The organism is Lachnospira eligens (genome assembly GCF_009680455.1).
GTDB lineage: Bacteria > Bacillota > Clostridia > Lachnospirales > Lachnospiraceae > Lachnospira > Lachnospira eligens_A.
In genome coordinates, this window is record NZ_WKRD01000008.1 from 37,176 (window position 1) to 62,174 (window position 24,999).

At 38.4% G+C, this 24,999-nt stretch carries 18 protein-coding genes; 12 read left to right on the forward strand and 6 right to left on the reverse strand.

From position 1 onward, the window contains the following. The first annotated feature begins 16 nt into the window (after positions 1–16). Positions 17–538, forward strand: coding sequence for a DUF5104 domain-containing protein (locus GKE48_RS10885; RefSeq protein WP_154301059.1), 522 nt, complete (start codon positions 17–19; stop codon positions 536–538). A 69-nt stretch (positions 539–607) separates the two neighbouring features. Here the strand turns inward: GKE48_RS10885 and GKE48_RS10890 are convergent, their stop codons facing one another. The 4 genes from GKE48_RS10890 to murC form a co-directional block, all read right to left on the reverse strand. Then, the gene (locus tag GKE48_RS10890) at positions 608–1,792 is read right to left on the reverse strand and encodes a ribose-phosphate pyrophosphokinase (RefSeq protein ID WP_022098987.1); all 1,185 of its coding nucleotides are present in this window, start codon (positions 1,790–1,792) and stop codon (positions 608–610) included. Between the two features lie 100 nt (positions 1,793–1,892). Then, positions 1,893–2,894 carry an ATP-binding protein gene (locus GKE48_RS10895; RefSeq protein ID WP_154301060.1) on the reverse strand — a complete coding sequence of 334 codons (1,002 nt, stop codon included), beginning with the start codon at positions 2,892–2,894 and terminating at the stop codon, positions 1,893–1,895. 20 nt (positions 2,895–2,914) lie between these two features. Beyond that, positions 2,915–4,084, reverse strand: a complete 1,170-nt coding sequence (locus tag GKE48_RS10900; RefSeq protein ID WP_022098989.1) for a DnaD domain protein — start codon at positions 4,082–4,084, stop codon at positions 2,915–2,917. A gap of 267 nt (positions 4,085–4,351) precedes the next feature. Beyond that, a complete protein-coding gene (gene murC, locus GKE48_RS10905; RefSeq protein ID WP_154301061.1) occupies positions 4,352–5,731 on the reverse strand; it encodes a UDP-N-acetylmuramate--L-alanine ligase in 1,380 nt (459 codons plus the stop codon). A 208-nt stretch (positions 5,732–5,939) separates the two neighbouring features. Between murC and GKE48_RS10910 the strand changes: the two genes are divergently transcribed. The 3 genes from GKE48_RS10910 to spoVG all read left to right on the forward strand — a co-directional run bounded on the left by GKE48_RS10910 (position 5,940) and on the right by spoVG (position 8,667). Next, positions 5,940–7,211 carry a glucose-1-phosphate adenylyltransferase gene (locus GKE48_RS10910; RefSeq protein WP_055216409.1) on the forward strand — a complete coding sequence of 424 codons (1,272 nt, stop codon included), beginning with the start codon at positions 5,940–5,942 and terminating at the stop codon, positions 7,209–7,211. Continuing rightward, positions 7,211–8,326 (forward strand): glucose-1-phosphate adenylyltransferase subunit GlgD, encoded by a 1,116-nt coding sequence (glgD, locus tag GKE48_RS10915; RefSeq protein ID WP_022098992.1) that lies wholly within the window; start codon positions 7,211–7,213, stop codon positions 8,324–8,326. The genes GKE48_RS10910 and glgD overlap by 1 nt, the downstream gene beginning before the upstream one ends. A gap of 74 nt (positions 8,327–8,400) precedes the next feature. Then, on the forward strand, positions 8,401–8,667 hold the full coding sequence (gene spoVG / locus GKE48_RS10920; RefSeq protein WP_154301062.1) for a septation regulator SpoVG: 267 nt from the start codon (positions 8,401–8,403) through the stop codon (positions 8,665–8,667). Positions 8,668–8,735: 68 nt separating this feature from the next. Here the strand turns inward: spoVG and GKE48_RS10925 are convergent, their stop codons facing one another. Next, on the reverse strand, positions 8,736–9,566 hold the full coding sequence (locus GKE48_RS10925) for an AraC family transcriptional regulator (RefSeq protein WP_154301063.1): 831 nt from the start codon (positions 9,564–9,566) through the stop codon (positions 8,736–8,738). A 304-nt stretch (positions 9,567–9,870) separates the two neighbouring features. On the opposite strand from GKE48_RS10925, the gene GKE48_RS14860 reads away from it, so the two are divergent. The 8 genes from GKE48_RS14860 to GKE48_RS10965 all read left to right on the forward strand — a co-directional run bounded on the left by GKE48_RS14860 (position 9,871) and on the right by GKE48_RS10965 (position 23,096). After that, positions 9,871–13,491 carry a pectinesterase family protein gene (locus GKE48_RS14860; protein ID WP_194173945.1) on the forward strand — a complete coding sequence of 1,207 codons (3,621 nt, stop codon included), beginning with the start codon at positions 9,871–9,873 and terminating at the stop codon, positions 13,489–13,491. 180 nt (positions 13,492–13,671) lie between these two features. Next, positions 13,672–14,232, forward strand: a complete 561-nt coding sequence (gene pth, locus GKE48_RS10935) for an aminoacyl-tRNA hydrolase (RefSeq protein ID WP_022098996.1) — start codon at positions 13,672–13,674, stop codon at positions 14,230–14,232. Between the two features lie 13 nt (positions 14,233–14,245). Continuing rightward, positions 14,246–17,869 (forward strand): transcription-repair coupling factor, encoded by a 3,624-nt coding sequence (gene mfd, locus GKE48_RS10940; protein WP_154301065.1) that lies wholly within the window; start codon positions 14,246–14,248, stop codon positions 17,867–17,869. 546 nt (positions 17,870–18,415) lie between these two features. Then, positions 18,416–19,396 (forward strand): aldolase catalytic domain-containing protein, encoded by a 981-nt coding sequence (locus GKE48_RS10945; protein ID WP_012740134.1) that lies wholly within the window; start codon positions 18,416–18,418, stop codon positions 19,394–19,396. Between the two features lie 99 nt (positions 19,397–19,495). Then, on the forward strand, positions 19,496–20,521 hold the full coding sequence (locus tag GKE48_RS10950; RefSeq protein ID WP_022098998.1) for a branched-chain amino acid aminotransferase: 1,026 nt from the start codon (positions 19,496–19,498) through the stop codon (positions 20,519–20,521). A 132-nt stretch (positions 20,522–20,653) separates the two neighbouring features. Then, positions 20,654–20,881 (forward strand): hypothetical protein, encoded by a 228-nt coding sequence (locus GKE48_RS10955; RefSeq protein WP_012740132.1) that lies wholly within the window; start codon positions 20,654–20,656, stop codon positions 20,879–20,881. A gap of 103 nt (positions 20,882–20,984) precedes the next feature. Further along, positions 20,985–21,977, forward strand: a complete 993-nt coding sequence (locus GKE48_RS10960) for a phosphodiester glycosidase family protein (protein ID WP_173016925.1) — start codon at positions 20,985–20,987, stop codon at positions 21,975–21,977. A gap of 36 nt (positions 21,978–22,013) precedes the next feature. Then, a complete protein-coding gene (locus tag GKE48_RS10965; protein ID WP_154301067.1) occupies positions 22,014–23,096 on the forward strand; it encodes a hypothetical protein in 1,083 nt (360 codons plus the stop codon). Between the two features lie 285 nt (positions 23,097–23,381). On the opposite strand, the gene GKE48_RS10970 is transcribed toward GKE48_RS10965, so the two are convergent. Beyond that, the gene (locus GKE48_RS10970) at positions 23,382–24,617 is read right to left on the reverse strand and encodes an NAD(P)-dependent oxidoreductase (RefSeq protein ID WP_055286492.1); all 1,236 of its coding nucleotides are present in this window, start codon (positions 24,615–24,617) and stop codon (positions 23,382–23,384) included. Positions 24,618–24,999: the final 382 nt, after the last annotated feature.

A 24,999-nucleotide genomic window follows, 5' to 3' on the forward strand; every position in this document is an offset into this window, starting at 1 on the left:
AAACATTTATAAAATTATGAGAAAAATATTAATAATGTCATTAATGGTTATATGTATGATTTTCAATATAACAGCATGCGGAGTAAAAAGTAATAATACAAGTAAGTCACCATTACGACAAACAAAGGATATGGCAGAAAATGTCTATGATGCCATAAAGAATCATGACAGTGAACAGCTAAAAGAGCAGTTCTGCGAAAGGCTGCAGCCGGGGAAAGAGACAGCGGTAGACAAGATATATGAATATATTGATGGAGAAATAGAAACGCTTGAGACAGATTTTGAAACAGATAATTATGCTGATGCTGGGGGCGGGGGAGAAATTAGAGGAGATAAATTGTCAAAGGGATTTAGTTTCGGTATATATGTTGTTTCTGATAATGGCACAAGATATGAAATTGTAGGAAAAGGAGATGTAATTAATACTATTGAACCTAAGAATCAGGGGCTGCAAACAATAATTATATATCGACAGAATGAAGATGGAACATGGAATTATTCAAAAGGTTACTTGCAGATAGGAAGTGAATTAGATTAAGAATTAAGATAAAAAGCGGAATCTGACAATTGAATCAGATTCCGCTTTTTAGTATAAATAATACCAGAATTACTTACCGTAATGAAGTTCGTTATATTCCTTAACTCTCTGCTGGATTCTTTCAACAGGGCTTAAGAGGTTGCTGATTGAAGAATCATGGTTAAGTGTATCAATAAGAAGAGCCATGTATTTGCTCATATCAACATTGATGTACCAAGGCTTAGAGAGAAGCTCTGTTGGCTGGTACACAAGGTTAGTTGTAAGGATTCTGTCGATAATACCATTCTCATATGCTTCATCAAATTTCTTGAATCCGTTAGTGAAAAGACCGAATGTAGTTGCACAGAATACTCTGCTTGCACCACGCTTCTTAAGCTCAGAAGCAACATCAATCATACTTTCACCAGAAGAAATCATATCATCAATGATAATGACATCCTTGCCTTCAACATTAGTTCCAAGGAACTCATGTGCAACGATAGGATTACGTCCATTAACAATCTTAGTGTAATCTCTTCTCTTATAGAACATACCCATATCAAGACCAAGAACATTAGCAAAGTAAACAGCACGTCCCATACCACCTTCATCCGGGCTGATAACCATCATATGCTCGCTGTCGATGTGAAGGTCGTCCACATTAAGAAGGAGATACTTGATAAACTGGTATGTGCATGATACAGACTCAAATCCCTTAAGAGGAATAGCATTGTGTACTCTAGGGTCATGTGCATCGAAAGTAATAATATTCTCAACACCCATATCTGTAAGTTCCTGAAGCATAAGTGCGCAGTCGAGAGATTCTCTTCCTGTTCTCTTGTGCTGTCTTGATTCATAAAGGAAAGGCATGATTACATTAATTCTTCTTGCCTTTCCACCTGCAGCAGCAATAACTCTCTTGAGGTCAGCATAGTGATCATCAGGAGACATATGGTTCTTGAAACCGCAAACAGTATATTCAAGGCTGTAGTTGCAGACATCAAGCATAATATATAAGTCATGACCACGGACAGAATCTACAAGAACGCCCTTTCCTTCTCCTGAACCGAATCTAGGAGTCTTAGCGTTAACAATATAACTGTCTCTCTTATATCCTGCAAAATTAAGGGTAGAAGTATTCTCATTCTGACGCTGCTCTCTCCACTTTACAAGGTACTCGTCAACTTTCTTACCCATTTCAGTGCAGCTTGCTAATGGGATAATACCTAAAGTTCCGTAGGGAATAGTTTCTGTGTGTCTTTCATCACGTGGCATAATAAATAATCCTCCATAAAAGTATAATAATTAAACATACATATAAAAATATAAACATTGACGCGAAATAAGTCAATGATATATTTGACATAAATAATCGTTAAGACCTTTTAGTTGGTGATAATTTCTTCATACAGCGGATATCATCTCCAAAGAGTCTTAAAATTGAATAGGCACTTACAAGTCTTGAGAAAATTCTCTGTGAGTACCTTGTCTCAATATCAGGCATCTCAAGGTTAGAAGATATAATAATACTCTTTCTTCTAAGAAGCCTTTCATTAATAGTATTAAACAGATTAGAAAAATTATAATCTGAAGCTTTCTCTGTTCCAAGGTCGTCAATAATAAGAAGGTCACACTCAACAAAAAATGAAGTGTCAAACTTGGAACTTCCAAATTCCTTAAAATCATCGCTCTTGAATGAGTCAAAGAACTCACCAGCAGTAAGATAAATAATACTGTGGCATGAGTCCATAAGCGCCCTTGCAATACAGTTAGAAAGAAAAGTCTTACCAACACCGGTCTGTCCGATAAACAAAAGATTAGAAAATGTATTATCAAAGTTATCAACGAAATCGTGACATACTTTGAGAACTTTCTGCATATTAATATAAGGTGTGAGCCCTGTTGCAGGATCAACATCAGTGTTGTTGTACCAGCTAAGAGAAAATGTATCAAAGTTCTCATCAGCAGTTATATTCTTGAGATTAGAGTCCTTATATATAAGGTCGATAGCCTTCTTATTAAAACATATGCAGCGTTTACCGTCGACATAACCGGAATCCTTGCAGTAAGGACATGTAAATATATCATCAAGATAATCAGCGGGCTTGCCTATTGAGGCCAGGGCAGCCACTTTTCGTTCGTTAAGTGACTTAAGGCTGGAAGTTAATTCATCAGTATTCGTGTCCGATGAGTCAGCTTCTATACGCGCTCTGGCAGTTTTCACAGACAGGTCAATAATCTCAGAATCAATATCGGCAATATCAGGACACAGGGCAGTGACTTCGTTATAACGGTCACTCTGCAGCCGCCTGTTGGCTGTTTTAATATCATCATACAGTCTCATAATAGAGGCATATTGTGTATTGGTCAAAGGCATGGCTGCCCCTCCTTGTATAATTAATTATTATTGCTTAATAAAGAGTTGTACCAGTCGTCAGATTTCTTAGGACGCTGCTGGTAGTTGTTAAAACGGTTGGCATTCTGCTTGATAACACCTGACTTTGAAGACTTGGCAGCTTTACCGGCTTCAAACTGTGCGTCAGCTTTTCTGATATCCTCAGAATTCCTGATGTTAGAAGTATGCCACTTGGTAAGAATTGAATCAGCGTATTCAAAGCTTGGCTGATGAGTTGCTTTCATTGTTCTGTTACATGCTTCAATAATCATGTCAGTTTCAAAGCAGAATACATCAGTCCACTTGGAGATAAGCTGTTTCTCAACCTGACCCGGTTCTCTGTTGTTAAGACCAAATGCCTTCATGACACCGTAAACAGCCTCATTATGGTTGGATACCTCGTCCTTGGCTGCCTCAACGGTATTAATACCTTCGTCAGCCCATGAGAGAGCAATCTTCTCTATGTATCTTATAGAAGTCTTACCCTTGGATACACAGTATTCAATAAGGTATTCGATAAGGTCAGCAGGAAAATGCAGAGTGTCATAGAAATACACAATAGCATTAACCTCAGGCTGAGAAAGTGTCTTGCCAAGGTATGTCTGTATTACAAAAAGCAGCATAGAAAAATCATCGTTAGAGTTAAGTTCATCCAGCTTTTCAGCAGGAGCAGTTACCTTTGAAGGCTCAACAGTATGTGATGGTGCTTTAATGGCAAAATCCATAGAAACAACATTTGACGATACATCTGAAGCAGCCTCATCAGCGGAAGTTTCATCGGCGAAAGCTGTGGCAGGAACCGTGGTATCAGCAGTGTCGTTATTAAATTCAGGTGTAGCATAACGGCTTCTGTCAGGCTCAGGAGAAGAATTATTCTTCAAATCTTTAACGGTAATGCCGCAAAGCTGGTTGTTATCGTCATAAGAAAGGCACACAAGCCCTGACTTGTCCCAGTATCTTAAAGCACGCATGACATCATTCTCGGTCTGGTTAAAAGTATCAGCAAGAGAAGAAATGCTTAAGCTGCTGTTCTTTCTTGTAAGAAGCCTCAGAAGATAAAGATAGACCTTAACAAAGTCTCCGTTGGCTGATGGTACATATTCGTCTATAAATAAATCAGAAACTGCTGTATAGCCAGAAACAGTCTCTGAATACAAGTTCAGATTATTCATGGTATTAGTCTCCCAAAAAAGTTATGAGCAGATTATACCACTGAAAAAAATAAATGCAAAGCGCGCCCAGTGCGGAAAGGAGAAATGTGGAAAATGTGGATAATGTGGATAAGTAAAAAATAAACGCAGGAAAAACGCATAGAATCTGGATTCTTAAAATTACCAGAATAAAAAATTATCCACAATCATTCTGAACAATTAAGTAACAGAAAATTGTGGATAATGTGGATAACTTTGTTGAAAAAGTTCAGGCTGGTGGAAAATGTACTATTTAAGCAAGTCTTCACCAATCTGATATACGTCACCGGCACCCATAGTTATTAACAAGTCACCGTTGATACAATTTTTTAATAAATATTTTTCAATGTCCTCAAAATTGTCAATGTATACACATTCCTTACCGAGAGATTTAATCTTCTCGCACAGGTCAGCAGAGCTGATTCCAAGCGTATCAGTTTCTCTTGCAGCGTATATCTTAGCGAGAACAACCTTGTCAGCGTGGCTTAATGCATCAGCAAACTCATTAAATAAAAGCTTCGTACGCGAATATGTATGAGGTTGGAAAACTACCCATACATTGTTGTGTGGATAGTGTGCGGCAGAACTTAAAGTAGCACGGATTTCATCAGGGTGATGTGCATAATCATCAATGACAGTAACACCGTTAAATGTACCCTTCTTCTCAAATCTTCTGTTAGTACCCTTAAAGTTAGAAAGACCTGCCTTGATATGCTCCATATCAACAGAAAGCTTTCTTGCAGCGGCAATAGCAGCAAGAGAATTGTAAACATTGTGAAGCCCCGGTACACCAAGAGTAATAGTGTCAGCCTTCTCTCCATTAATAAGAAGAGAATAAGTGCATCTTCCAAGCTCGTCATAAGTGATATCAGAAGCACTGTACATGCTCTTTGCAGGGTCAGAACCAAATGTAATGACTTCGCAGTCAGTATCCTGATAGAAATATTCATAATTATCAATGTCAGTATTGATGATAAGAGTTCCGTCAGATGGAAGCTTTTCAGTAAAAAGCTTGAAAGAGTGACGGATATCATCAATATCCTTGAAGAAATCAAGATGGTCTTCCTTGACATTGAGAATAATGTTCATTGTAGGATTAAATGATAAAAAGCTGTTAGTATATTCACAAGCTTCTGCTACAAAATACTTGTTACCGCCGACTCTTGTATTGCCACCAATGCTGTTAAGTATACCACCTACAGAGATAGTAGGATCCATATTGGCAGCAAGCAGAATCTCAGAAACCATTGAAGTAGTAGTAGTCTTTCCATGAGTACCTGCAATGTTAATAGCATTCTTGTACATAGTCATAATCTGCCCAAGAAGCTCTGCGCGGGTAAGCATTGGAAGCCCAGCTTCCTTAGCTGCCTTGAATTCAGGATTATCCGGGTGAATTGCTGCTGTATATACAACAAGATCTATATCATTAGTTATATTACCGGCACTCTGGGGTACAGATACTAGACATCCGTCACCTGTAAGTTCGTCAGTGAGTGCTGATGAGTGGGAATCAGAGCCTGAAACAGTAAAGCCTTCAGATAAAAGAATCTTGGCAAGTCCGCTCATACTTATACCGCCTATGCCAATGAAGTGAATATGGATAGGGTTGTTGAAATCAATCTTGTACATGATATTTTCCTTCCTTGAATTTAGTGTTTAATATATTGTATGTCTTATCGGCTTATTTTTCAAACCTTTCTTATTATATACTATACGATTTAGAAAATGTGCATAAAAATGTGTATAAAAAACTCGAAATTCTTTTTACTTAATGAGAATAGTATGATATAATCAAAATATCTAAAAGCAGTAAAAATTTAACATCAGAGGTGATAGCATGATTAAAAAAGAAATGATTGCAATGCTGTTAGCTGGTGGCCAGGGAAGCAGATTAGGAGTTCTTACTTCTAAGGTGGCAAAGCCGGCAGTAGCATTTGGTGGAAAGTATAGAATAATTGACTTTCCTCTCAGTAACTGTATTAACTCAGGAATAGATACAGTGGGAGTATTAACACAGTATCAGCCACTTCGTCTTAACACGCATATAGGAATTGGTATTCCTTGGGATCTTGACCGTAATGTAGGAGGCGTATCAGTTCTTCCACCTTATGAGAAGAGTCAGAATAGTGAATGGTATACAGGAACAGCTAATGCCATTTACCAGAATCTTGAGTATATGGAGCAGTATCATCCTGAATATGTACTTATTCTTTCAGGTGACCATATATACAAGATGGATTACAAGATAATGCTCGATTATCACAAGGCTAATAATGCAGATATTACAATTGCTGCAATGCCTGTACCTATAGAAGAAGCAAGCAGATTCGGTGTAGTTGTAACGGATAACGATAATAAGATTACGGAGTTCGAAGAAAAGCCTGAACATCCAAAGAGCAATCTTGCATCAATGGGTATATACATATTCAGCTGGAAGGTTCTTAAGGACGCACTTATCAAGCTTAAGGATCAGCAGGAATGTGACTTTGGAAAACATGTAATTCCATACTGCTTTAATAACAATAAGAGAATATTTGCTTATGAGTACAACGGATACTGGAAAGATGTAGGAACATTAAGCTCATATTGGGAAGCTAATATGGAACTTATAGATATTATTCCTATATTTAATCTTTATGAGGAATTCTGGAAGATATACACTAAGACAGATACAATCCCACCACAGTATATTGCAAAAGATGCTTATATAGAGAAGAGTATCATAGGTGATGGAACTGAAGTATACGGAAGAGTATTTAATTCCGTAATAGGTTCGGGAGTTGTTATTGAAGAAGGCTGTGTAATCCGAGACTCAATTATTATGAATAATTCACACATCGGAAAGAACACAACAATAACCAAGTCAATAATCGCAGAAGATGTAACGATTGGAGAGAATGTTGAACTTGGAGTTGGTGAAGAAGCAGAGAATGTTAAGTTCCCTAAGATATATAATTCTGGACTTGTTACTATCGGTGAGTGGTCTGTTATTCCAGACAATGTTAAGGTTGGAAAGAATACAGCCATATCAGGAGAGACAACATTACAGGATTACCCTAATGGTGAGTTACCAGGCGGAGGCATAATAATTAAGGCAGGTGATAATTAATGAAAGCAATAGGTATTATATTAGCTGGCGGAAATAACAGAATGATGCGTGAACTTTCTAATAAGAGAGCCATTGCAGCCATGCCGATTGCCGGAAGTTATCGCGCCATAGATTTTGCATTGAGCAACATGACTAATTCAAGAATCCAGAAGGTTGCTGTCATTACACAGTATAACGCAAGATCACTTAATGAACATTTAAGTTCATCTAAGTGGTGGGATTTTGGAAGAAAGCAGGGAGGATTATTTGTATTCACTCCTACAATTACAGCAGAGAGCAGTAACTGGTATCGTGGAACAGCAGATTCATTATATCAGAATATGCAGTTCTTAAAACAGAGCCATGAGCCATATGTAGTTATTGCATCAGGCGATGGTGTATATAAGCTCGATTATAATAAAGTGCTTCAGTATCATATTGAGAAGAAGGCTGATATTACAGTAGTTGTTAAGAATTTAGAAGATCGTTCTGAGATAGGACGTTATGGTGTAGTTGCCATGACGGAGGAAGGAAGAATCACAGATATTGATGAGAAGCCATTAGAGACTAACCTCTCTACAGTTTCAACAGGAATATATGTAATAAGAAGAAGACTTCTTATTGAACTTCTTGAAAAGGCTGCTGAAGAAGACAGACATGAGTTTGTAAGAGATATTCTTGTAAGATATAAGAATATCAAGAAGATATATGGCTATAAGCTTGATACATATTGGAGCAATATATCTACAGTAGATTCATATTATAGGACTAACATGGATTTCCTTAAGAAGGATGTAAGAGATTACTTCTTCAAGCAGTATCCGGATGTATATTCTAAGGTTGAGGATTTACCACCTGCTAAGTATAACTTCGGAGCTAATGTAAGGAACAGCCTTGTTTCAAGTGGATGTATAGTAAACGGAACTGTTGAAGATTCAGTGTTATTTAAGAAGATATATGTTGGTAATAACAGTGTAATTAAGAACTCAATTATTCTTAACAACGTATATATTGGAGACAATGCATATATTGAGAACTGTATTGTTGAAAGCAATAGTACAATCAAAGCTAATTCAAGGTATGTCGGGGAGAATGGTACAAGGATTGTTGTGGAGGACAGCCCTTTGTATTATTAAGAATAAAAGTTGCAACAGAAGGTTTTCAGACTAAAGTATAACAAGAACCGCAGAGGTTCAAGAAGGGGTGCGTTATGAATATAACAGATGTAAGGGTCAGGAAGATTGCTAAAGAGGGTAAGATGAGAGCGGTTGTGTCAATCACAATAGATGATGAATTTGTGGTACATGATATCAAGGTGATTGAGGGAGAGAAGGGCTTGTTCATTGCAATGCCAAGCAGAAAATCATCAGACGGAGAGTATCGTGACATTGCTCATCCTATCAATACCCAGACAAGAGACAGGTTACAGAAGATTGTACTTGATGCTTATGAAAAGGCAGAGGATGTAGAGGAGTAACAATTTAACACATTTAAAAGGTCTGACTTTGACAGATGCGTTAGCGCATCTTCAGAGTCAGACCTTTTTTATGCAATATATCCCTTTGCTTCCCTGAATTTGATAGGGGAAATACCTTTTGTTTTCTTGAAAACATCCCCAAAATAATTACCGGATTCATATCCACACAATGAAGCAACATCTGACATTGGAAGATTGGTTTCAAGCAATAATCTTTCAGCATGGCTAATCCTTGTTCTATTCAGAAAATCTTTAAATGTCATTTCGGTTTCATCTTTAAAAAGCTTGGACAGATAAGAAGGGTTCAGATGTAAATGTTCAGCCAAAGCGGTCAAAGAAATATTGGCGGAAAAGTTCTGCTCTATGTAATCAATGGCATTCTGAATAATTGTATTCTCTGTTTGTAATGAGTTCCTGACATTTAATGACGCTGTTATATCAAAACCAGAACGGATTATACACAGAATAATTCCCTGAATTGAATGCCTTATAGTTAATGAAGATATAGAACTGTGTTTTTTAGATTCTAAAAGAACAGTATCAAAATAATAATTAATCAGGTTAGATGCTGACAGATTAAAAGTAAAGAAATGACAGCAGTATTTATTATAAAAAGTTAAGTCGGGGAAACCTGATATAATTGGTGCTACATAGTCGTCTCCTAATTCAATTACAATCCGTTCATTATCTGTATTAGAATATATGGTTTTATGAGAAATATCACATGGAATCAGGAAAATGGTTCCTTCGTTTATTTCATATAAAGCATCTCTTATTAAAATGCTACAGCTTCCTTTGGTAAGGTAAAATAATTCCCAGAAAGAGTGTGTATGAGAAGATGACATTGAATTTTCTGGAGTGCGATATAATTTTGAAATGTTAAAATAATTTGAATTCATACATTCTCCTGAAGTTATATTTAAAGATATATTAACACAGATAAATGGAAAAATAAATGGATTAAAAAACGGAAAATTTTAGAGCAAAATAAGTGCAATATATACATTTTGCACAAAAAACATGTTGAAATATTGCTGTAATTAACAAATGGTTAAAAAATCAAGCCAAAATTATATGTAAAAACAACTCAAGAAACAAAAAAAGCGGTAGCAAAACACATTACATAAATGTATTATGGTAACAAAAGCGGAAAACTACCGCGAAAGACACTATCGTGTGCAAATATATTTAAGGAGGATAATTATGAAGTTTATGAAAAAGCGTAAGATCAGAAGAATTGCATCATTATTCATGGCGGTTCTTATGGTTGCAGCTCTCATGCCAGGCAGTATTACTAATACTAAAGCCGATGATAAGACCGCTGAATCTGGGGTCGTAGTAGACGCTGGTACATGGGAGAATAACGAAAGAATAACAACATGGGATTTTTCAAAATACTCAGGAAGCAGTTCACTTACTTTAGCAGAAGGTGATGAGGTTGGCAGAATAAAGGTTGCTGCCGGTACAGCATATGTTAAGACTAAAGGAGCAGGATTATCAGCTCAGAAAACAAAGGATGCTGTTATTGCTGTTCCTGTTGACCCAACAGCAACATCAGCTACACTTACTTTAAAGTTTTCTAGTAACAACAATAACAGATATGTTTATGTTGGTGACAAGAGCGGAGAGAATGCAGTCATCTGTCTGAATACAGCAGGTAGAGAGGAACTTCCTAATGCTGTTAATATCAATGGTGATAAAGAAGCTACTGTAACAGTTTCATCAGCAGCTTTTGAGGATGGTTATATTTTACTTACACCAGATACACTTGCAAGCGGTGATTCAGGTGAGATGAAGATTAAGAATTTAACATTAGTAGAATCAAAAGATAACGGAGACAGAACATGGAACTTCAGAAAAGGTTCTGAATTAATGGGTTCTAACGGAAAGCTCATTCAGGAAACTACAGGTGAAGTTAATGGCTTAGTTATTGATGCTACAACTGGTAAGTTTGATTCTACAAGAAGTGACTGGGCACAGTTTAACACAGGAGCTGTTGTTAAGATTCCGGTTAAGGGTTCATGTGAAATCACAATTGGATCATATAAAGAGAAGCAGGCTACAATTGAAGGAACAGAAGTCAGCACTACAGAATTCAAGTATCAATACTCAGGTGCAGCAGGATATGTAGAATTAGTTGCAACAGCTGATGGATATCTTGGAAGCATTGATGTAAAGCATATTGCAGAGCCAGAAGCTAATGTAGAAAACTTTACATTTGTTATGGATGAGCATGCTGTAGATGGTGTTGTTAAGACTGGTGAGTACAAGTTCGGAGACAGCACACTTACATTAGGTGGACAGACAGTAGGCGGAGTTATTACTCAGTATACAGTAAAGCCAGATAAGAAGGTTACAATTAATGGTGTTGAACATGATGCTTATACATCAGGTAAGAGACATGCTGATGCCAATAATATTCCTAATCTTCCAGGTGAAGGTGATGGATGTTTAGCTACATTTACACCAGCTGCTAAGGGTATGATGACAGTTTACTATAATTCAACATCATTCCTCAGAGTACATACTTTCAATGCTGATGGAACTAAGGAAGGCTTTGTTGATTCAGAAACAGGATTAACATCATATTCATTTAAAGTTGTTCCTGGTAAGACATATGTTATGTCAACAACAGGAAAGACTAATAATATGTTCTATGCTGGATACAGCTATATTGCAGATGAGAAGATTACAGTTCCGGTAACTGTAAATAATATTGATGCAACAATTGGTAGCGGATTAAAGTTATCATTAGTAGATGACCAGTTAGGTGGAGATGCGATATCTCTCAGCACAACAACAAAATCTCTTAAGCTTCTTAAGGGACACACATACAGAGTAAGCTCTAACGATGGCGGTGTTAAGCCACTCGTAGGTGATTCACAGACATTTACAGTAACAGGTGATGCAGTTACAATCACACTTAATAATGTTCCGGATGTTGAACTTACAGGTAAGATTGTAGGCACAGATTCATCTAATGTTACAAAGCTTGTATTTACTAATAATACTAGTGGAACAGTAAATGAAGCAACAATAACAGGAGATTCATACAAGGTTTCTGTAAAGCCTGGAGAATATACAACAAGCGTAGAGACTAAGGATGGATCAACAACATATGACAGAGCATCCGTTAAGGCTGGTGTTGATAATGTTAATGATGTATATGTAGAGAAGGATGATCCAGCATCTAAGAGAGATTACAGCTATACAAGAGTTCCATCTCTTGCAACAGCAGGTAGTATTGCAGTAGAGAATGGAAAGCCTCACACAGTAGCAAGAGCTGATTCTTCACTTACAATTCCAGTAAAGGGAAAAGCTAAGGTTGCTATTTCTACTTACTATGCATTCAACTTTACAGTTAATGGAGAGAAGTACGATAGTACAGAAACTGATAAGGGCTATACATCAGTTGGTACAACATCTAAGACAGATACATTTGAGATAGTAGTTGAAGGTGATGCTGTTGTTAACTTTGGTGCAACAACATATATTACAGGAATTTCAGTTGTTCCTATGACAGAATTCAAGTCAGAGATTAATGTTCCTGGCGATTATGATACATTAAATGAAGCTTCAGATGCTATTCTTGGTATGCAGAACAGACCAGAAGGCGAAGCAGGCAGAGTAACTATTAACCTTACATCTGATGTATTTGAACAGGTAGTTATGGCTGCACCATATGTAACACTTAAGGGTAATGGACATACAATTTCATGGTATTATGGTGTTGGAACAAAGTATTATTCAATAGATCCAGCAACAGGTCTTTACAATAAGACACTTGCTATGGACAGATACTCATCTGAAGAAGGAAATGGAAGTCTCTGGGGTGGAGTATTCATTGTTAGAGGTAATAATTTTGTTGCAGAGAATACAACATTCCTGAATACATACAACTATTACTTAACAGAGGCTGAGAAGACAGATATTGCAGGTTCAAATCTTTCAGTAGACAGATTAGCAGAAGGCGCAGATGTATCAGATTACAAGTTTAAAGAGAGATCAAATGCTTTCTATATTGAGGCTGATAATATTGAAGTTTTCAACTGTTCAATTCTTTCATCACAGGATACACTTGGTAGAAATGGTTCAGCAAATTATGGATATCACGCATATTTCAACGGTTGTACAATCGGTGGTAATGTAGATTATATCTGTGGTGAGTTTGCAGCTGTATTTGATAACTGTAAGTTACAGTGGAAGACATATAAGAATGATGAAAATAACAATGCAAAGATTGGTTACATTGTTGCACCTAAGACAAGCCCATATGTATTCAGAAACTGTGAGGTTACAACAGATGGAGCACATGGTGATGCAGCAGTATTAGGTAAGTACGGTAGAACATGGGGTGCTAACTCTAATGCATCATTTATTGAGTGTGAGACTAACGGATACATTGACTCAGAAGGCTGGACAGAAATGTCTAATGGAGAGAAGGCTTCAGCAATCTTCAATGAGTACAATAACACAAACAAGGGTGAAGCATTTGTGACAACAGGCTGCACTAATAGTACATTAGATGCTGTTGTTAATTACATTGATTTAGAAAATGTTTCTGCTGTTGATACAGTTCTTGGAACATGGAAGCCGGTTCATTATAAAGAAGTTATCTCTAAGGATGACGGTTCATCAAAGGATGATGTAGCAGACGGTGGAGAAACAGGAAAAGACAATAATGTTAATGGAACAACAGAGTCAACAAGTGAAACTGTAAAGACTGGAGATACAGCTCCAATTGCATTATATGTAGTATTAATACTTTGTGCATTAGCAGGAATTGTATTTGTATCAAAGAAAAGAAGAATATCTGTTAAATAATTATAATTGAATAATTGTTTAATATAACAAAATGTCCCGCGGTCGTTATGACTTGCGGGACTTTTTGGATAAAGATATGGTTGTCTTAACCTGTCAGGTTACAGATGGTGCGTTAAGATAGCCAAAAGAAGAAATATGTTATATACTTGCTAATATATGATAATTAATCAGGAGGATGTTATGTATATAATAGCGGGACTGGGTAATCCGGGTAAAGAATATATGGGAACAAGACACAATGCAGGATTTTCAGTAATAGACGAGCTTGCAGACAAATATAATATCAGTGTGGACACAGCAAAGCACAAAGGACTTATCGGAAAAGGCGTAATAGCAGGTCAGAAAGTAATACTTGTTAAGCCAATGACATATATGAATAATTCAGGCGAGTGTATAAGAGAAGTTATGGATTATTACAAATGTGATATAGATGATTTTATTGTTATCTTCGATGATATAAGTCTTGACGTAGGTAAACTAAGACTCCGTGCAAAGGGAAGTGCAGGTGGACACAATGGAATCAAGAGTATAATAGCACATCTTGGAAGCGACAAGTTCAAGAGAATAAAGTTCGGAGTCGGCGATAAGCCTAAGAACTGGGATCTTGCAGACTGGGTGCTTGGGAAATTTCCTACAGAGGAATATGCAACATTAAGAGAGGCTAATAAGAAAGCCTGTGAAGCTGTAGAATGCATACTTACAGATGGAATAGAAAGTGGTATGAATAAATATAACGGATAACTGGTGGTATAATATGAAAGCAATATTTGAGCCGGTGTATAATACAGCCGGTGTGGAACAACTTAATAAAGAGCTTGCTAAAGATGGTGGCAGAACAGTAATGGTAAGTGGCTGTATTGACACGCAGAAGCTGCATTTTTCAAGTGCTATAGCCAGCAATTATAATTTCCAGCTTGTTATAACCAGTGACGAGGGGAAAGCAAGGGATATGGCGGAGGATGCCAGATTCTTTAACGGTGGAAATGTAATGTATTATCCTGCGAAGGATGTAATATTTTATAACGCAGATGTGCAGGGACGACAGATTGCCGGAGAGCGAATCAAATGTATAGCAGCCATAATTGACAGATTGAATAAATCGGACATTGTAAAATCTGGAACGGAGAAATCAACAGAGGAAGCTTCAGACGGACCGCTTACAATTGTGACAACCATTGATGGAATATCAGATATGCTTCTTCCAGTCGACAGATTCAAGAGGGCAGTCATTAACCTTAAGAAGGGTGACATACTCGATGTAGATGATATGGCAAAGAAGCTTACAGCTATGGGATTCGAGAGATTCGGAATGGTTGAAGCCAAAGGACAGTTTGCCATAAGAGGCGGAATAATAGATATATTTTCATATACAGATGAAGCACCTGTGAGAATTGAATTGTGGGACGATGAGATAGACTCAATAAGGGCATTTGATGCAGACAGCCAGCGTTCGATTGAGAACTATAAGAGTTATACAGTATTTCCTGCAACAGAGTTCCTTTTTACTGAGGATGAGATAGAGCATGGGATTGAAAAAATCAGACATGAAAAAGACGAACAGATGAAGCTGTTTGGAGCAGATAAAAGAAAGCGTACTAAGGAACAGATAGAGGCTGGAAATCATCTTAACAGAATGTTTGATGACGCGTTAAGGACAGGAGATTACAGCAAATTCATATATACATTTGCAGACAGAGTGAGCAGTCTGGCAGAGTATTTCCCTAAGGGAGATACTCTTATTGTCGTAGACGAACCTGCAAGGCTTAAGGAACACAGCGACATGACTTTCTATGAGTACAGTGAGAGTATGAAGAACAGATTAGAAAGCGGTTATGTGCTTCCAAGCCAGACACATATGTTTATGGATATGGAGACAGCCGTTCTTTCAATGAATGGACATAAGCAGCTTGTGCTGACAACACTTGAATACACCCCTGAATTCTTTGGGATAGATTATTCAATGCACATTGAAGTAAGAAGCATCAGCTCATATAATAACAGCTTTGAATATCTTTCAGATGACATAAGGAAGTACAAACGCAACAAATACGCAGTTCTTCTTGTATGCAGCTCAAGAACAAGAGCTAACAGAATTGTTGACGACCTCGGAAGGCTTGGAATTGAGAGCTTCTATACAGAGGACAGCAATAAATCCATGGCAGGCGGGCTTGTGATGGTTACTTACGGAAGCCTTCACAGAGGATTTGAGTATCCGCTGCAGGGATTTGTGTGTATTGCCGAGACTGACATATTTACAGAGAAGAAACGCAAGAAAGTAAAGAAGAAGGAGTACGACGGCAAGAATATTGCCGGCTTTAATGAACTTAATATTGGCGATTATGTTGTTCATGAGAATTATGGTATAGGTCAGTATAAGGGCATTGAGAAGATTAAGGTTGAAGGTGTTGAGAAAGATTACATTAAGATATCTTATGCTGATAACAGCAACCTGTATGTTCTTGCAACACAGCTTGACCGTCTGCAGAAATTCGCGGGTTCAGATGTAGAGAAAAAGCCGAAGCTTAATAAGATTGGAGGTACAGAGTGGGGCAAGACCAAGTCAAAGGTTCATTCAGCTGTTGAAGAAGTGGCTAAAGATCTTGTTGAGTTGTATGCCACAAGACAGAGGATAGAAGGATACCAGTTTGGCCCGGATACGGTATGGCAGCAGGAATTTGAGGAAATGTTCCCTTATGAGGAGACAACAGACCAGTTAAATGCGATAGAAGACACGAAGCATGACATGGAAAGCCGCAGGGTAATGGACAGACTTATATGTGGAGATGTAGGCTATGGTAAGACAGAGATTGCGATAAGAGCAGCATTTAAGGCAGTTCAGGAAGGAAAGCAGGTTGCTTATCTTGTACCGACAACAGTACTTGCAAGCCAGCATTTTACCACATTTGAACAGAGAATGAAGGACTTTCCGGTTACGGTAGCCCAGTTGTCAAGCTTCAGAACCTCAGCACAGAATAAGGAGACTATTGAGGAACTTAAGAAGGGCATGGTTGACATTGTAATAGGCACACACAGGCTTCTTTCTAAAGACGTGGTGTTCAAGGATCTGGGACTTCTTATTATTGATGAGGAACAGCGTTTTGGTGTTACACACAAGGAGAAGATTAAGAAGTTAAAGAATAATGTTGATGTACTTACGCTCAGTGCCACTCCGATTCCAAGAACGCTTCACATGAGCCTTGCGGGAATCAGGGATATGAGTGTTCTTGAAGAGCCTCCGGTTGACCGTGTTCCGATACAGACTTTCGTTACAGAGCATAATGATGAGATGATACGAGAGGCAATCACAAGGGAGCTTGCCAGAAACGGTCAGGTCTACTATGTATACAACCGTGTAAGAAGCATTGATGAGGCGGCTGCACACATTCAGGAGCTTGTTCCTGATGCAAATGTGGCATATGCCCACGGTCAGATGGCTAAACGGGAGCTTGAGAAGATAATGTGTGATTTCGTTAATGGTGAGATAGATGTGTTGGTGTCTACAACTATAATTGAAACAGGTATGGATATATCCAACTGCAACACAATGATAATTGAAGATGCAGATCGTTTTGGACTTTCTCAGCTTTATCAGCTAAGAGGAAGAGTTGGCAGAAGCTCAAGGACTGCGTATGCATTTTTACTGTACAGAAGAGATAAGGTACTGACAGAGGTAGCGGAGAAGCGACTCAGCGTAATCAGGGAATTTGCGGATTTTGGTTCGGGTTTTAAGATTGCGATGAAGGATCTGGAAATCCGAGGTGCAGGAAATGTGCTTGGAAACAGCCAGCACGGTCACATGGCGGCTGTAGGATACGACCTGTACTGTAAAATGCTTAATCAGGCGGTCAACAATCTTAGGGGAATTAAGAATGAGTATGAGTTTGAGACAACAATAGATGTAGATGTGGACGCTTATATTCCGGCAACATATATTAAGAGTGAGTACCAGAAGCTTGATATATATAAGAGAATTGCTGCACTTGAGAACATGGATGAATTATCAGATATGAAGGACGAGTTATCAGACAGATACGGAAGTGTGCCATCATGCGCCGACAATCTGCTTATGATTGCGCTTATCAAGTCAAAGGCACATAAACTTGGCATGATAGAGATAAAGGGCGGCGTTGCACATCAGGAATCAGGAACAGCAGTATGGCGTACAGTTATGACAGTTTATCCTAAGGCTGAATTAGACCCGGATGCTATAAAGAAGCTTCTTGACGAGTATGGCGGTGCAATCCAGATGAGAGTAGACGCCAATCCTGCATTCATATGGACTGTAACTAAGAAGAAATTCACTAATGCGAAGGAATACCTTAAGGGGCTTAATGCGTTGATGGATGTGTTTATTGAGAGGCTGATGGTGAAGTCGTGAGGCGGCATATTGCTTGGATGAGCAGTGCAGTTGTGATATGTAGTTGTACTATGCCAAGCAAATTTTTTGGTGTGTGGGGAGAGACCTACTAAACAGGCAGAAGTGGTTTGTTTAGTAGGTTTTTTAAGAGTGATAAGCCAGCTTATGTAAGAGCGAATCAGGCGAAGACCTACTAGGATGAAGTGTAATGGAAGATTAGTAGGTGAATTAGCTAGGGAAAAGAGATGGAGAGCAGGAGTTGACCTACTAAACAGGCAGAGATAGGTGAGTTAGTAGGTCTTTTACGCATGATATGTCAGCTTATGTAAGCAAGAATGAGGAAAAAGACCTACTAAAGCAAAGTGTTATGAAAGATTAGTAGGCCAAAGCTGAAAATCTTACATCAACAGTTGACAACCTCGAAAGATGTGTTATAATTCAAAACAGTTTAACGCTTTAAAGCGTAACGGTTTAAAGCGAAACAATCTCAAGAGGGAACAATCCCAAAGGGGTACAATTCCAAAAGGAAACAATTTCAGGGAGAAATTTTACAGGAGGAAACAGGTTATGGCAGAAAACAGGGGTAATTTGACTTCATACAGACCAGACATCAAGGTTATGGACTGTACATTAAGAGATGGAGGTCTTGTGAATAATTTTGAATTCACTGATGAGTTTGTTAAAGATCTTTATGAAGCTAATGTGGCAGCAGGCGTTGATTATATGGAATTTGGATATAAGGCTGATAAGGATATATTTGATGAGAAAGAATTCGGAAAGTGGAAGTTCTGTAAGGAAGAAGATATCAGAGCTATTGTTGGCGAGAATGATACACCACTTAAGATATCAGTTATGGCTGATGTCGGAAGAACTAATATGAAGAGAGATATTCCACCTAAGTCAGAGTCAGTTGTTGATATGGTGAGAGTTGCAACATATATTAATACCATTCCAGCAGCTATTGAGATGGCTAACTACTGTTCAGATATGGGATATGAGGTTACAGTCAATATTATGGCGATATCAACAGCAGGTGAGAATGAGTTAGACCTTGCATTAGAGCTTCTTGCATCACAGAGCAAGGCACAGTACATATACCTTGTTGACAGCTATGGTTCATTATACCCGGAGCAGGTAAGAAGACTTGCTGACAAATACATTAAGATAGCAGAGAAGTATGGAAAAAGTGTTGGTATACATGCACATAACAACCAGCAGCTTGCATTTGCCAATACAATTGAGGCATGCTCAATCGGCGTAAGCCTTCTTGATGCAACAGTAAGCGGAATGGGAAGAGGTGCAGGTAACTGCTATTCAGAATTATTATTAGGGTTCTTAAGAAATCCTAAGTTTAATATTGTTCCAGTGCTTAAGTTTATTGAGAAGCATATGGTTCCACTTAAAGCATCAGGTGTTGTATGGGGATGTGATGTACAGTACATGCTTACCGGTCAGACTAACCAGCATCCAAGAACAGCAATTGCATTTACTAAGGCAGAAAGAACCGATTATGCTAAATATTACACAGAAATTACCGGAGATGAATAATGAAATGTTGACATGACATTTTTAAGAGCGTAAAATATGCTCAAAATCGTGTAAAACATTTTTTACATCAGTATCTTTAGATGAAAGGAAGTACTAACAATGGAAAAGAAGAATATTGATTGGTCAAGCCTTGGCTTTGGTTACATCAAGACTGACAAGAGATTCGTAGCCAACTATAAAGATGGCGCATGGGATAACGGAACACTTACAGAGGATGACAAGGTTGTCATTAACGAGTGTGCAGGAGTCCTTCAGTATGCACAGACATGTTTTGAAGGTCTTAAGGCTTATACAACAGAGGATGGTCACATTGTTATGTTCCGCCCAGATCTGAATGCAGCAAGAATGAAAGATTCATGTGAGAGACTTGAAATGCCAGTTTACCCAGAAGATAAGTGGGTAGAGGCAGTTGCTAAGACAGTAGAAGCTAATGCAGCATGGGTACCACCTTTTGGTTCAGGTGCTACACTTTATGTCCGTCCATACATGTTCGGAAGCAACCCTGTTATCGGAGTTAAGCCTGCTGATGAATATCAGTTCAGAGTACTTACAACTCCAGTAGGTCCTTACTTCAAGGGCGGTGCTAAGCCTATTACTATCAAAGTTTCAGATTTTGATAGAGCAGCACCACACGGAACAGGACATATCAAGGCTGGACTTAACTATGCAATGAGCTTACATGCTATTATGACAGCACATGAAGAAGGATATGCAGAGAACATGTACCTTGACCCAGCAACAAGAACTAAGGTTGAGGAGACAGGTGGCGCTAACTTCATCTTCATCACTAAAGATGGTAAGTTCGTAACACCAAAGTCTAATTCAATTCTTCCATCAATCACACGCCGTTCATTAATGGTTGTTGCTAAGGAGTATCTTGGATTAGAGGTTGAGGAAAGAGAAGTTCTCTTTGATGAAGTTAAGGATTTTGCAGAGTGTGGTCTTTGTGGTACAGCTGCAGTTATCTCACCTGTTGGTAAGATTAACGACCATGGTAAGGAAATCTGCTTCCCAAGCGGAATGGAGAAGATGGGACCTACAATTCAGAAGCTCTATGATACATTAACAGGTATCCAGATGGGCAAGATTGAAGCTCCTAAGGGATGGATTTACACAATTGCGTAATTCGTATTATTAAAATATTTATTCGGTCTGGACAAGTGTTCAGACCGATTTTTTAATTTTCTAAAGTAGATTTTACATTAAAAATGTGATAACATACTAATATAACAGACGTTAGTAAAGAGGTGCAGCAGTATGTCAGAAGTCGGAACTAATGAACGTTTATTGCGTTCTGATGTAACATTAGAGGAAAGCAGAAAGATAGAGAGAGTTCTTAGAAGAAACAATATATCATATTTTGAGAAGTGGAATTTTCACACAGGCGTGTTCAAGTTCCTTAATAACAGTAAGAATTCTAAGTGCGATATTTATGTTCATATGGATTCTATGGACAAGGCAAAGGAATTGCTTGCAGATATGTAGAATATATTTATAACAGAATATGTCTAAGATAATGGTCAGAGTGATTTACTCTGGCCTTTTTTTATGCTATAATTTTTTTACTTTGTGTGAAAGGATAGAAATTATGACAAAGAAAAGGATAGCATTGAAAATAGTAAGGAGAGTAGGAATATGTATTCTTACCACAGTGGTTTTGCTTCTTATAGGGCTGTTAGGCGTTGTAAGAATTATGGAATTCGGACCATCAAAGACAGCAAGAAATCTGTTTGTTAATTCAGCAATGGAATCAAGTGCAGGAGGAATACTTGTAACACTATTTTTTTCAGATGAAGAGATAGCCAGAATAAGAGCAATCAATTCCATACAGAAGACAAATGAAGTGACAGATTCTTCGCTTATATCAGATACAAAAATTCTTACACAAGAAGAAAAATCAATGATAGAGGTTATTGATATAGAGAAGGATACTTACAGAGGTAAGATGATGATTGTAAGAGACCCATCAAGAGTTATGGTAGGAACAAGCGGAGAATATGGAAAAAGCTGTAAGGGAAAGAAAGTATCAGAGATAGCGGAAAGCTATGGAGCAATAGCTGCGACTAATGCCGGCGGTTTTCGGGATGCAGGAGGAGTAGGAACAGGTGGCGAGCCGGATGGACTTGTTATATCAGAAGGCAGGTTAAAGTGGGGGTCACTGGGAACAACTTATGGAATTATAGGTATAGACAATAATAATGTACTTGTAGTGGGAGATATGACAGCACAGGCGGCACTTGACCGGGGAGTAAGAGATGCCGTAAGCTTCGGGCCGGTGCTTGTTGTTAATGGAGAAGCGGTTGAAGTTAATGGGAGCGGAAGCGGTCTTAATCCAAGAACAGCAATCGGACAGAGAGAAGATGGTTCAATACTGCTTGTAGTAATAGATGGACGCCAGGTAAACAGTCTGGGAGCGTCATATTCAGATGTGATAGAGCTCATGCTTGAGTATGGTGCAGTTAATGCGGCTAATCTTGATGGTGGCTCATCATCACTTATGTATTACAATGGAGAATACATCAACAGTTGTGCATCAATGTATGGACCAAGAGATTTACCGACAACAATAATTATTAAATAAATGTTTAAAAAGGGCAGGCCGGAGGCTGAGAAAATAATGATTAAAAAGACAATAAAAATCCCGTTATTCTGGAAAATATATATAATAGTTGTCACCATAGTACTGATAGGATTTGTTGTACTGTGGAGCATCCTGTGGACAGCTTTAAAAAAGTATGAGCAGTCACGACCAGAGTATGCTATGGATAAGATAACTGAACAGATACAATTACAGGATACAGGAGATTTCACAAAGTATGTACACACAGGGGAAAATGCTTATGAAGGCAGTGAAGTGTTAGATGAAGCTGTGAGAGAATATATTAAAAATGTATTATGTGAGGGAGAGTGGACATACACTAAGAAGTCTGGTGAGTACACTAATGATAATCCGGTATATCAGTTAAAGAAAGACGGGCAGAAAACAGATATAATAATATATCTTGAGAAAAGAAGTAAAAATGAGTGGACAATTGCGGATGTGTCAGGACTTAGCTGTGAAGGAAAGACCTATGAGATAATAGTTCCGGAGAATTCAGAAGTGACAGTTGATGGTAATAAGCTAGGAAGTGAATATGTAACAGAAACTAAAGATGCAGAAGTACTAAGTAATGTTGCCAAACACATTAATATGCCTAAGACAACAACATATCATATAGAGAATGTATATAAAGAACATGAAATAAAAGCAACAGGTCCTGTGTATAACAGTGAATTGGAGCTTATAAGCAGCACAGATAATGTATATGAATTTGGATTTGAAGCTAATGGCAAGCTGATAGAGGAACAGGAAAGCCGTATAAAAGAAATTACAGAAATTTACGGTAAATATGTAGTTAATTATGAAAGCTTTGCAAAGCTTTCGCCATACATACTGCCTGGCTCATATGCATACTCATACCTGTCCAGAATATCAAGGACTAATATATGGTTAGAGGTAAGCAGGGAACCAGCATTCAGTGATATGAAAGTATATAATTATCAGTCATATACAAAAGATTGTTTTTCATGTGAAGTAAGTTTTGATTTACAAGTATCTTATAACAGTGGCAGTTTCAAAGATTACCCTACTCATATGGAGTATATATTCGTAAAAAGAAGCGGCAAGTGGTATATAGCGGATATGGTGATGTTGAAGTAGTATAGACAATGGTATTCCACCAGCTCGTCTGTATATGGCTTACGCTCTCATGGATTACTGCGCTTAGTGGGAGTAAATGCCGTCATCTGCAAAGGCTATTACTGTGAGCGAAAGCAAACGCGCTTCGCTTGAACGAGCTTTCACTCACAGACCTTATGCATATAACGGCATTAACTCCCACACAGCTCGTAATAAATCGAGCGTAAGTCATATACAGACAATCAGGTGGAAATATGTATTGGCTGATACATACTTCCACCTGATGTAATATTAAGAATATTCTATTTACTCACTATCTTTCGGCAGAGACTGCATATACTGATGCATTGATTCTGCTACAATCTTGCTGTGTGCAACAGCTTCTACTACGGTTCTTGCACCGTTGACAACATCACCTGATGCAAATATACCAGGACGGCTTGTGTGGCCAGTCTCGTCTGCGTCAAGAAGTCCCCTTGCAGTAGCCTTAAGACCTGTTGTTGTGTTGACAATACGGTTCTGAGGTCCCTGACTGATAGAGATGATAACACTGTCTGAGTGGTGAAGTGTATCAGTTCCTTCTACATCAGTGAAAGTTCCATCCTCATTCTCAATAATATCCCTGAATATAACACCGTCATCTTTAATCTCAACAGGGCGTTTGTTATATTCAAATGTGATTCCTTCAAGCTGTGCATAGCTGAATTCATATTTACTTGCAGCAACTTCCTTAGTGATAGAGAAACAGATGACATTGCGAGAGCCCTTTCTCTTAGCAGTTCTTGCAACGTCCATAGCAGCATTACCGGCACCGATAACAATAACAGTTTCGCCGAGATGGTAGCTGTCAGGGTTATTGAGGTAATTGATACCAAAGTGGACATTACCGAAAGTCTCTCCTTTAATATGAAGAGAGTTAGGCTTCCATACACCAGTACCAATGAATATAGATTTGTAGCCGTCACGGAACAGATCATCAATTCCGATGGCACCACCGATAGTGGTGTTAGGACGAATTTTGATTCCCTTTAAGGCAAGATGTCTGTATTCAATGTCGTCAAGAACAGTCTTAGGAAGTCTGAATTCCGGAATACCGTATCTTAATACGCCGCCAATCTTGTCCTTTCCTTCAAATATAGTAACCTGATATCCGTATCTTGCAAGAATAATTGCAATAGTGATACCGGCAGGACCTGAACCGATGATTGCGACTCTCATGCCGTTAGAAGGCTTAGGACCTTCGGTCATCTGGTTGGCATATGTACTTGAGATATAATTCTCAATAGTAGAAAAATGTACAGGAGCACCCTTTCTTCCAAGTACACAGTGACCTTCACACTGGTTCTCATGATTGCAGATAAGACTGCACACGGTAGTAAGCGGGTTGTTCTCGAAAAGCATTTTACCAGCTTCGTTAAGCTTATTCTCTTTAAGTAAACGGATTGCCATAGGAATGTTAGTGTTGATAGGACATCCCTTCTGACACTGAGGCACTTTGCACTGTAAGCAGCGGTTGGCCTCGTCCATAACATGTAAAGCCATAATATATCCCCCTTTAAAGATGTTATATAGTAGATTGCATGTGTGCGTCCGGTAGGCCGGCTGTCCGGCACCTGTCTGTGGCGCAGGAATTCAGTGAGTCTCGCTTAGCAGGAGTAAAAGCCGCTGTCTGCAGAGTTTATTACATTGCACAAAAGCAAACGCGCTTCGCTTGGACGAGCTTTTGAGCACTGCACTTATGCAGATAGCGGCTTAACTCCTGCACAGCTCGTCAAAATTCATTCCCGCGCCACAGACAGGTGCCGGACAGCCTGATACACACGCGCAACTTAACTAACTAAATCATATCATTTTTTAATATGGAATTAAAGGGGAAGTTTGACGAAAGAGCGGAGAAAGGTTGGGAGTTTCCTAGATTTTTTGA

Coding starts and splice junctions, on each gene's coding strand:
- GKE48_RS10950 (WP_022098998.1), top strand. CDS start 19,496: ATGGAAAAGAAGAATATTGATTGGTCAAGCCTTGGCTTTGGTTACATC.
- GKE48_RS10970 (WP_055286492.1), bottom strand. CDS start 24,617: ATGGCTTTACATGTTATGGACGAGGCCAACCGCTGCTTACAGTGCAAA.
- GKE48_RS10885 (WP_154301059.1), top strand. CDS start 17: ATGAGAAAAATATTAATAATGTCATTAATGGTTATATGTATGATTTTC.
- GKE48_RS10910 (WP_055216409.1), top strand. CDS start 5,940: ATGATTAAAAAAGAAATGATTGCAATGCTGTTAGCTGGTGGCCAGGGA.
- glgD (WP_022098992.1), top strand. CDS start 7,211: ATGAAAGCAATAGGTATTATATTAGCTGGCGGAAATAACAGAATGATG.
- GKE48_RS10900 (WP_022098989.1), bottom strand. CDS start 4,084: ATGAATAATCTGAACTTGTATTCAGAGACTGTTTCTGGCTATACAGCA.
- GKE48_RS14860 (WP_194173945.1), top strand. CDS start 9,871: ATGAAGTTTATGAAAAAGCGTAAGATCAGAAGAATTGCATCATTATTC.
- GKE48_RS10955 (WP_012740132.1), top strand. CDS start 20,654: ATGTCAGAAGTCGGAACTAATGAACGTTTATTGCGTTCTGATGTAACA.
- pth (WP_022098996.1), top strand. CDS start 13,672: ATGTATATAATAGCGGGACTGGGTAATCCGGGTAAAGAATATATGGGA.
- spoVG (WP_154301062.1), top strand. CDS start 8,401: ATGAATATAACAGATGTAAGGGTCAGGAAGATTGCTAAAGAGGGTAAG.
- GKE48_RS10965 (WP_154301067.1), top strand. CDS start 22,014: ATGATTAAAAAGACAATAAAAATCCCGTTATTCTGGAAAATATATATA.
- GKE48_RS10960 (WP_173016925.1), top strand. CDS start 20,985: ATGACAAAGAAAAGGATAGCATTGAAAATAGTAAGGAGAGTAGGAATA.
- GKE48_RS10895 (WP_154301060.1), bottom strand. CDS start 2,894: ATGCCTTTGACCAATACACAATATGCCTCTATTATGAGACTGTATGAT.
- mfd (WP_154301065.1), top strand. CDS start 14,246: ATGAAAGCAATATTTGAGCCGGTGTATAATACAGCCGGTGTGGAACAA.
- murC (WP_154301061.1), bottom strand. CDS start 5,731: ATGTACAAGATTGATTTCAACAACCCTATCCATATTCACTTCATTGGC.
- GKE48_RS10890 (WP_022098987.1), bottom strand. CDS start 1,792: ATGCCACGTGATGAAAGACACACAGAAACTATTCCCTACGGAACTTTA.
- GKE48_RS10925 (WP_154301063.1), bottom strand. CDS start 9,566: ATGAATTCAAATTATTTTAACATTTCAAAATTATATCGCACTCCAGAA.
- GKE48_RS10945 (WP_012740134.1), top strand. CDS start 18,416: ATGGCAGAAAACAGGGGTAATTTGACTTCATACAGACCAGACATCAAG.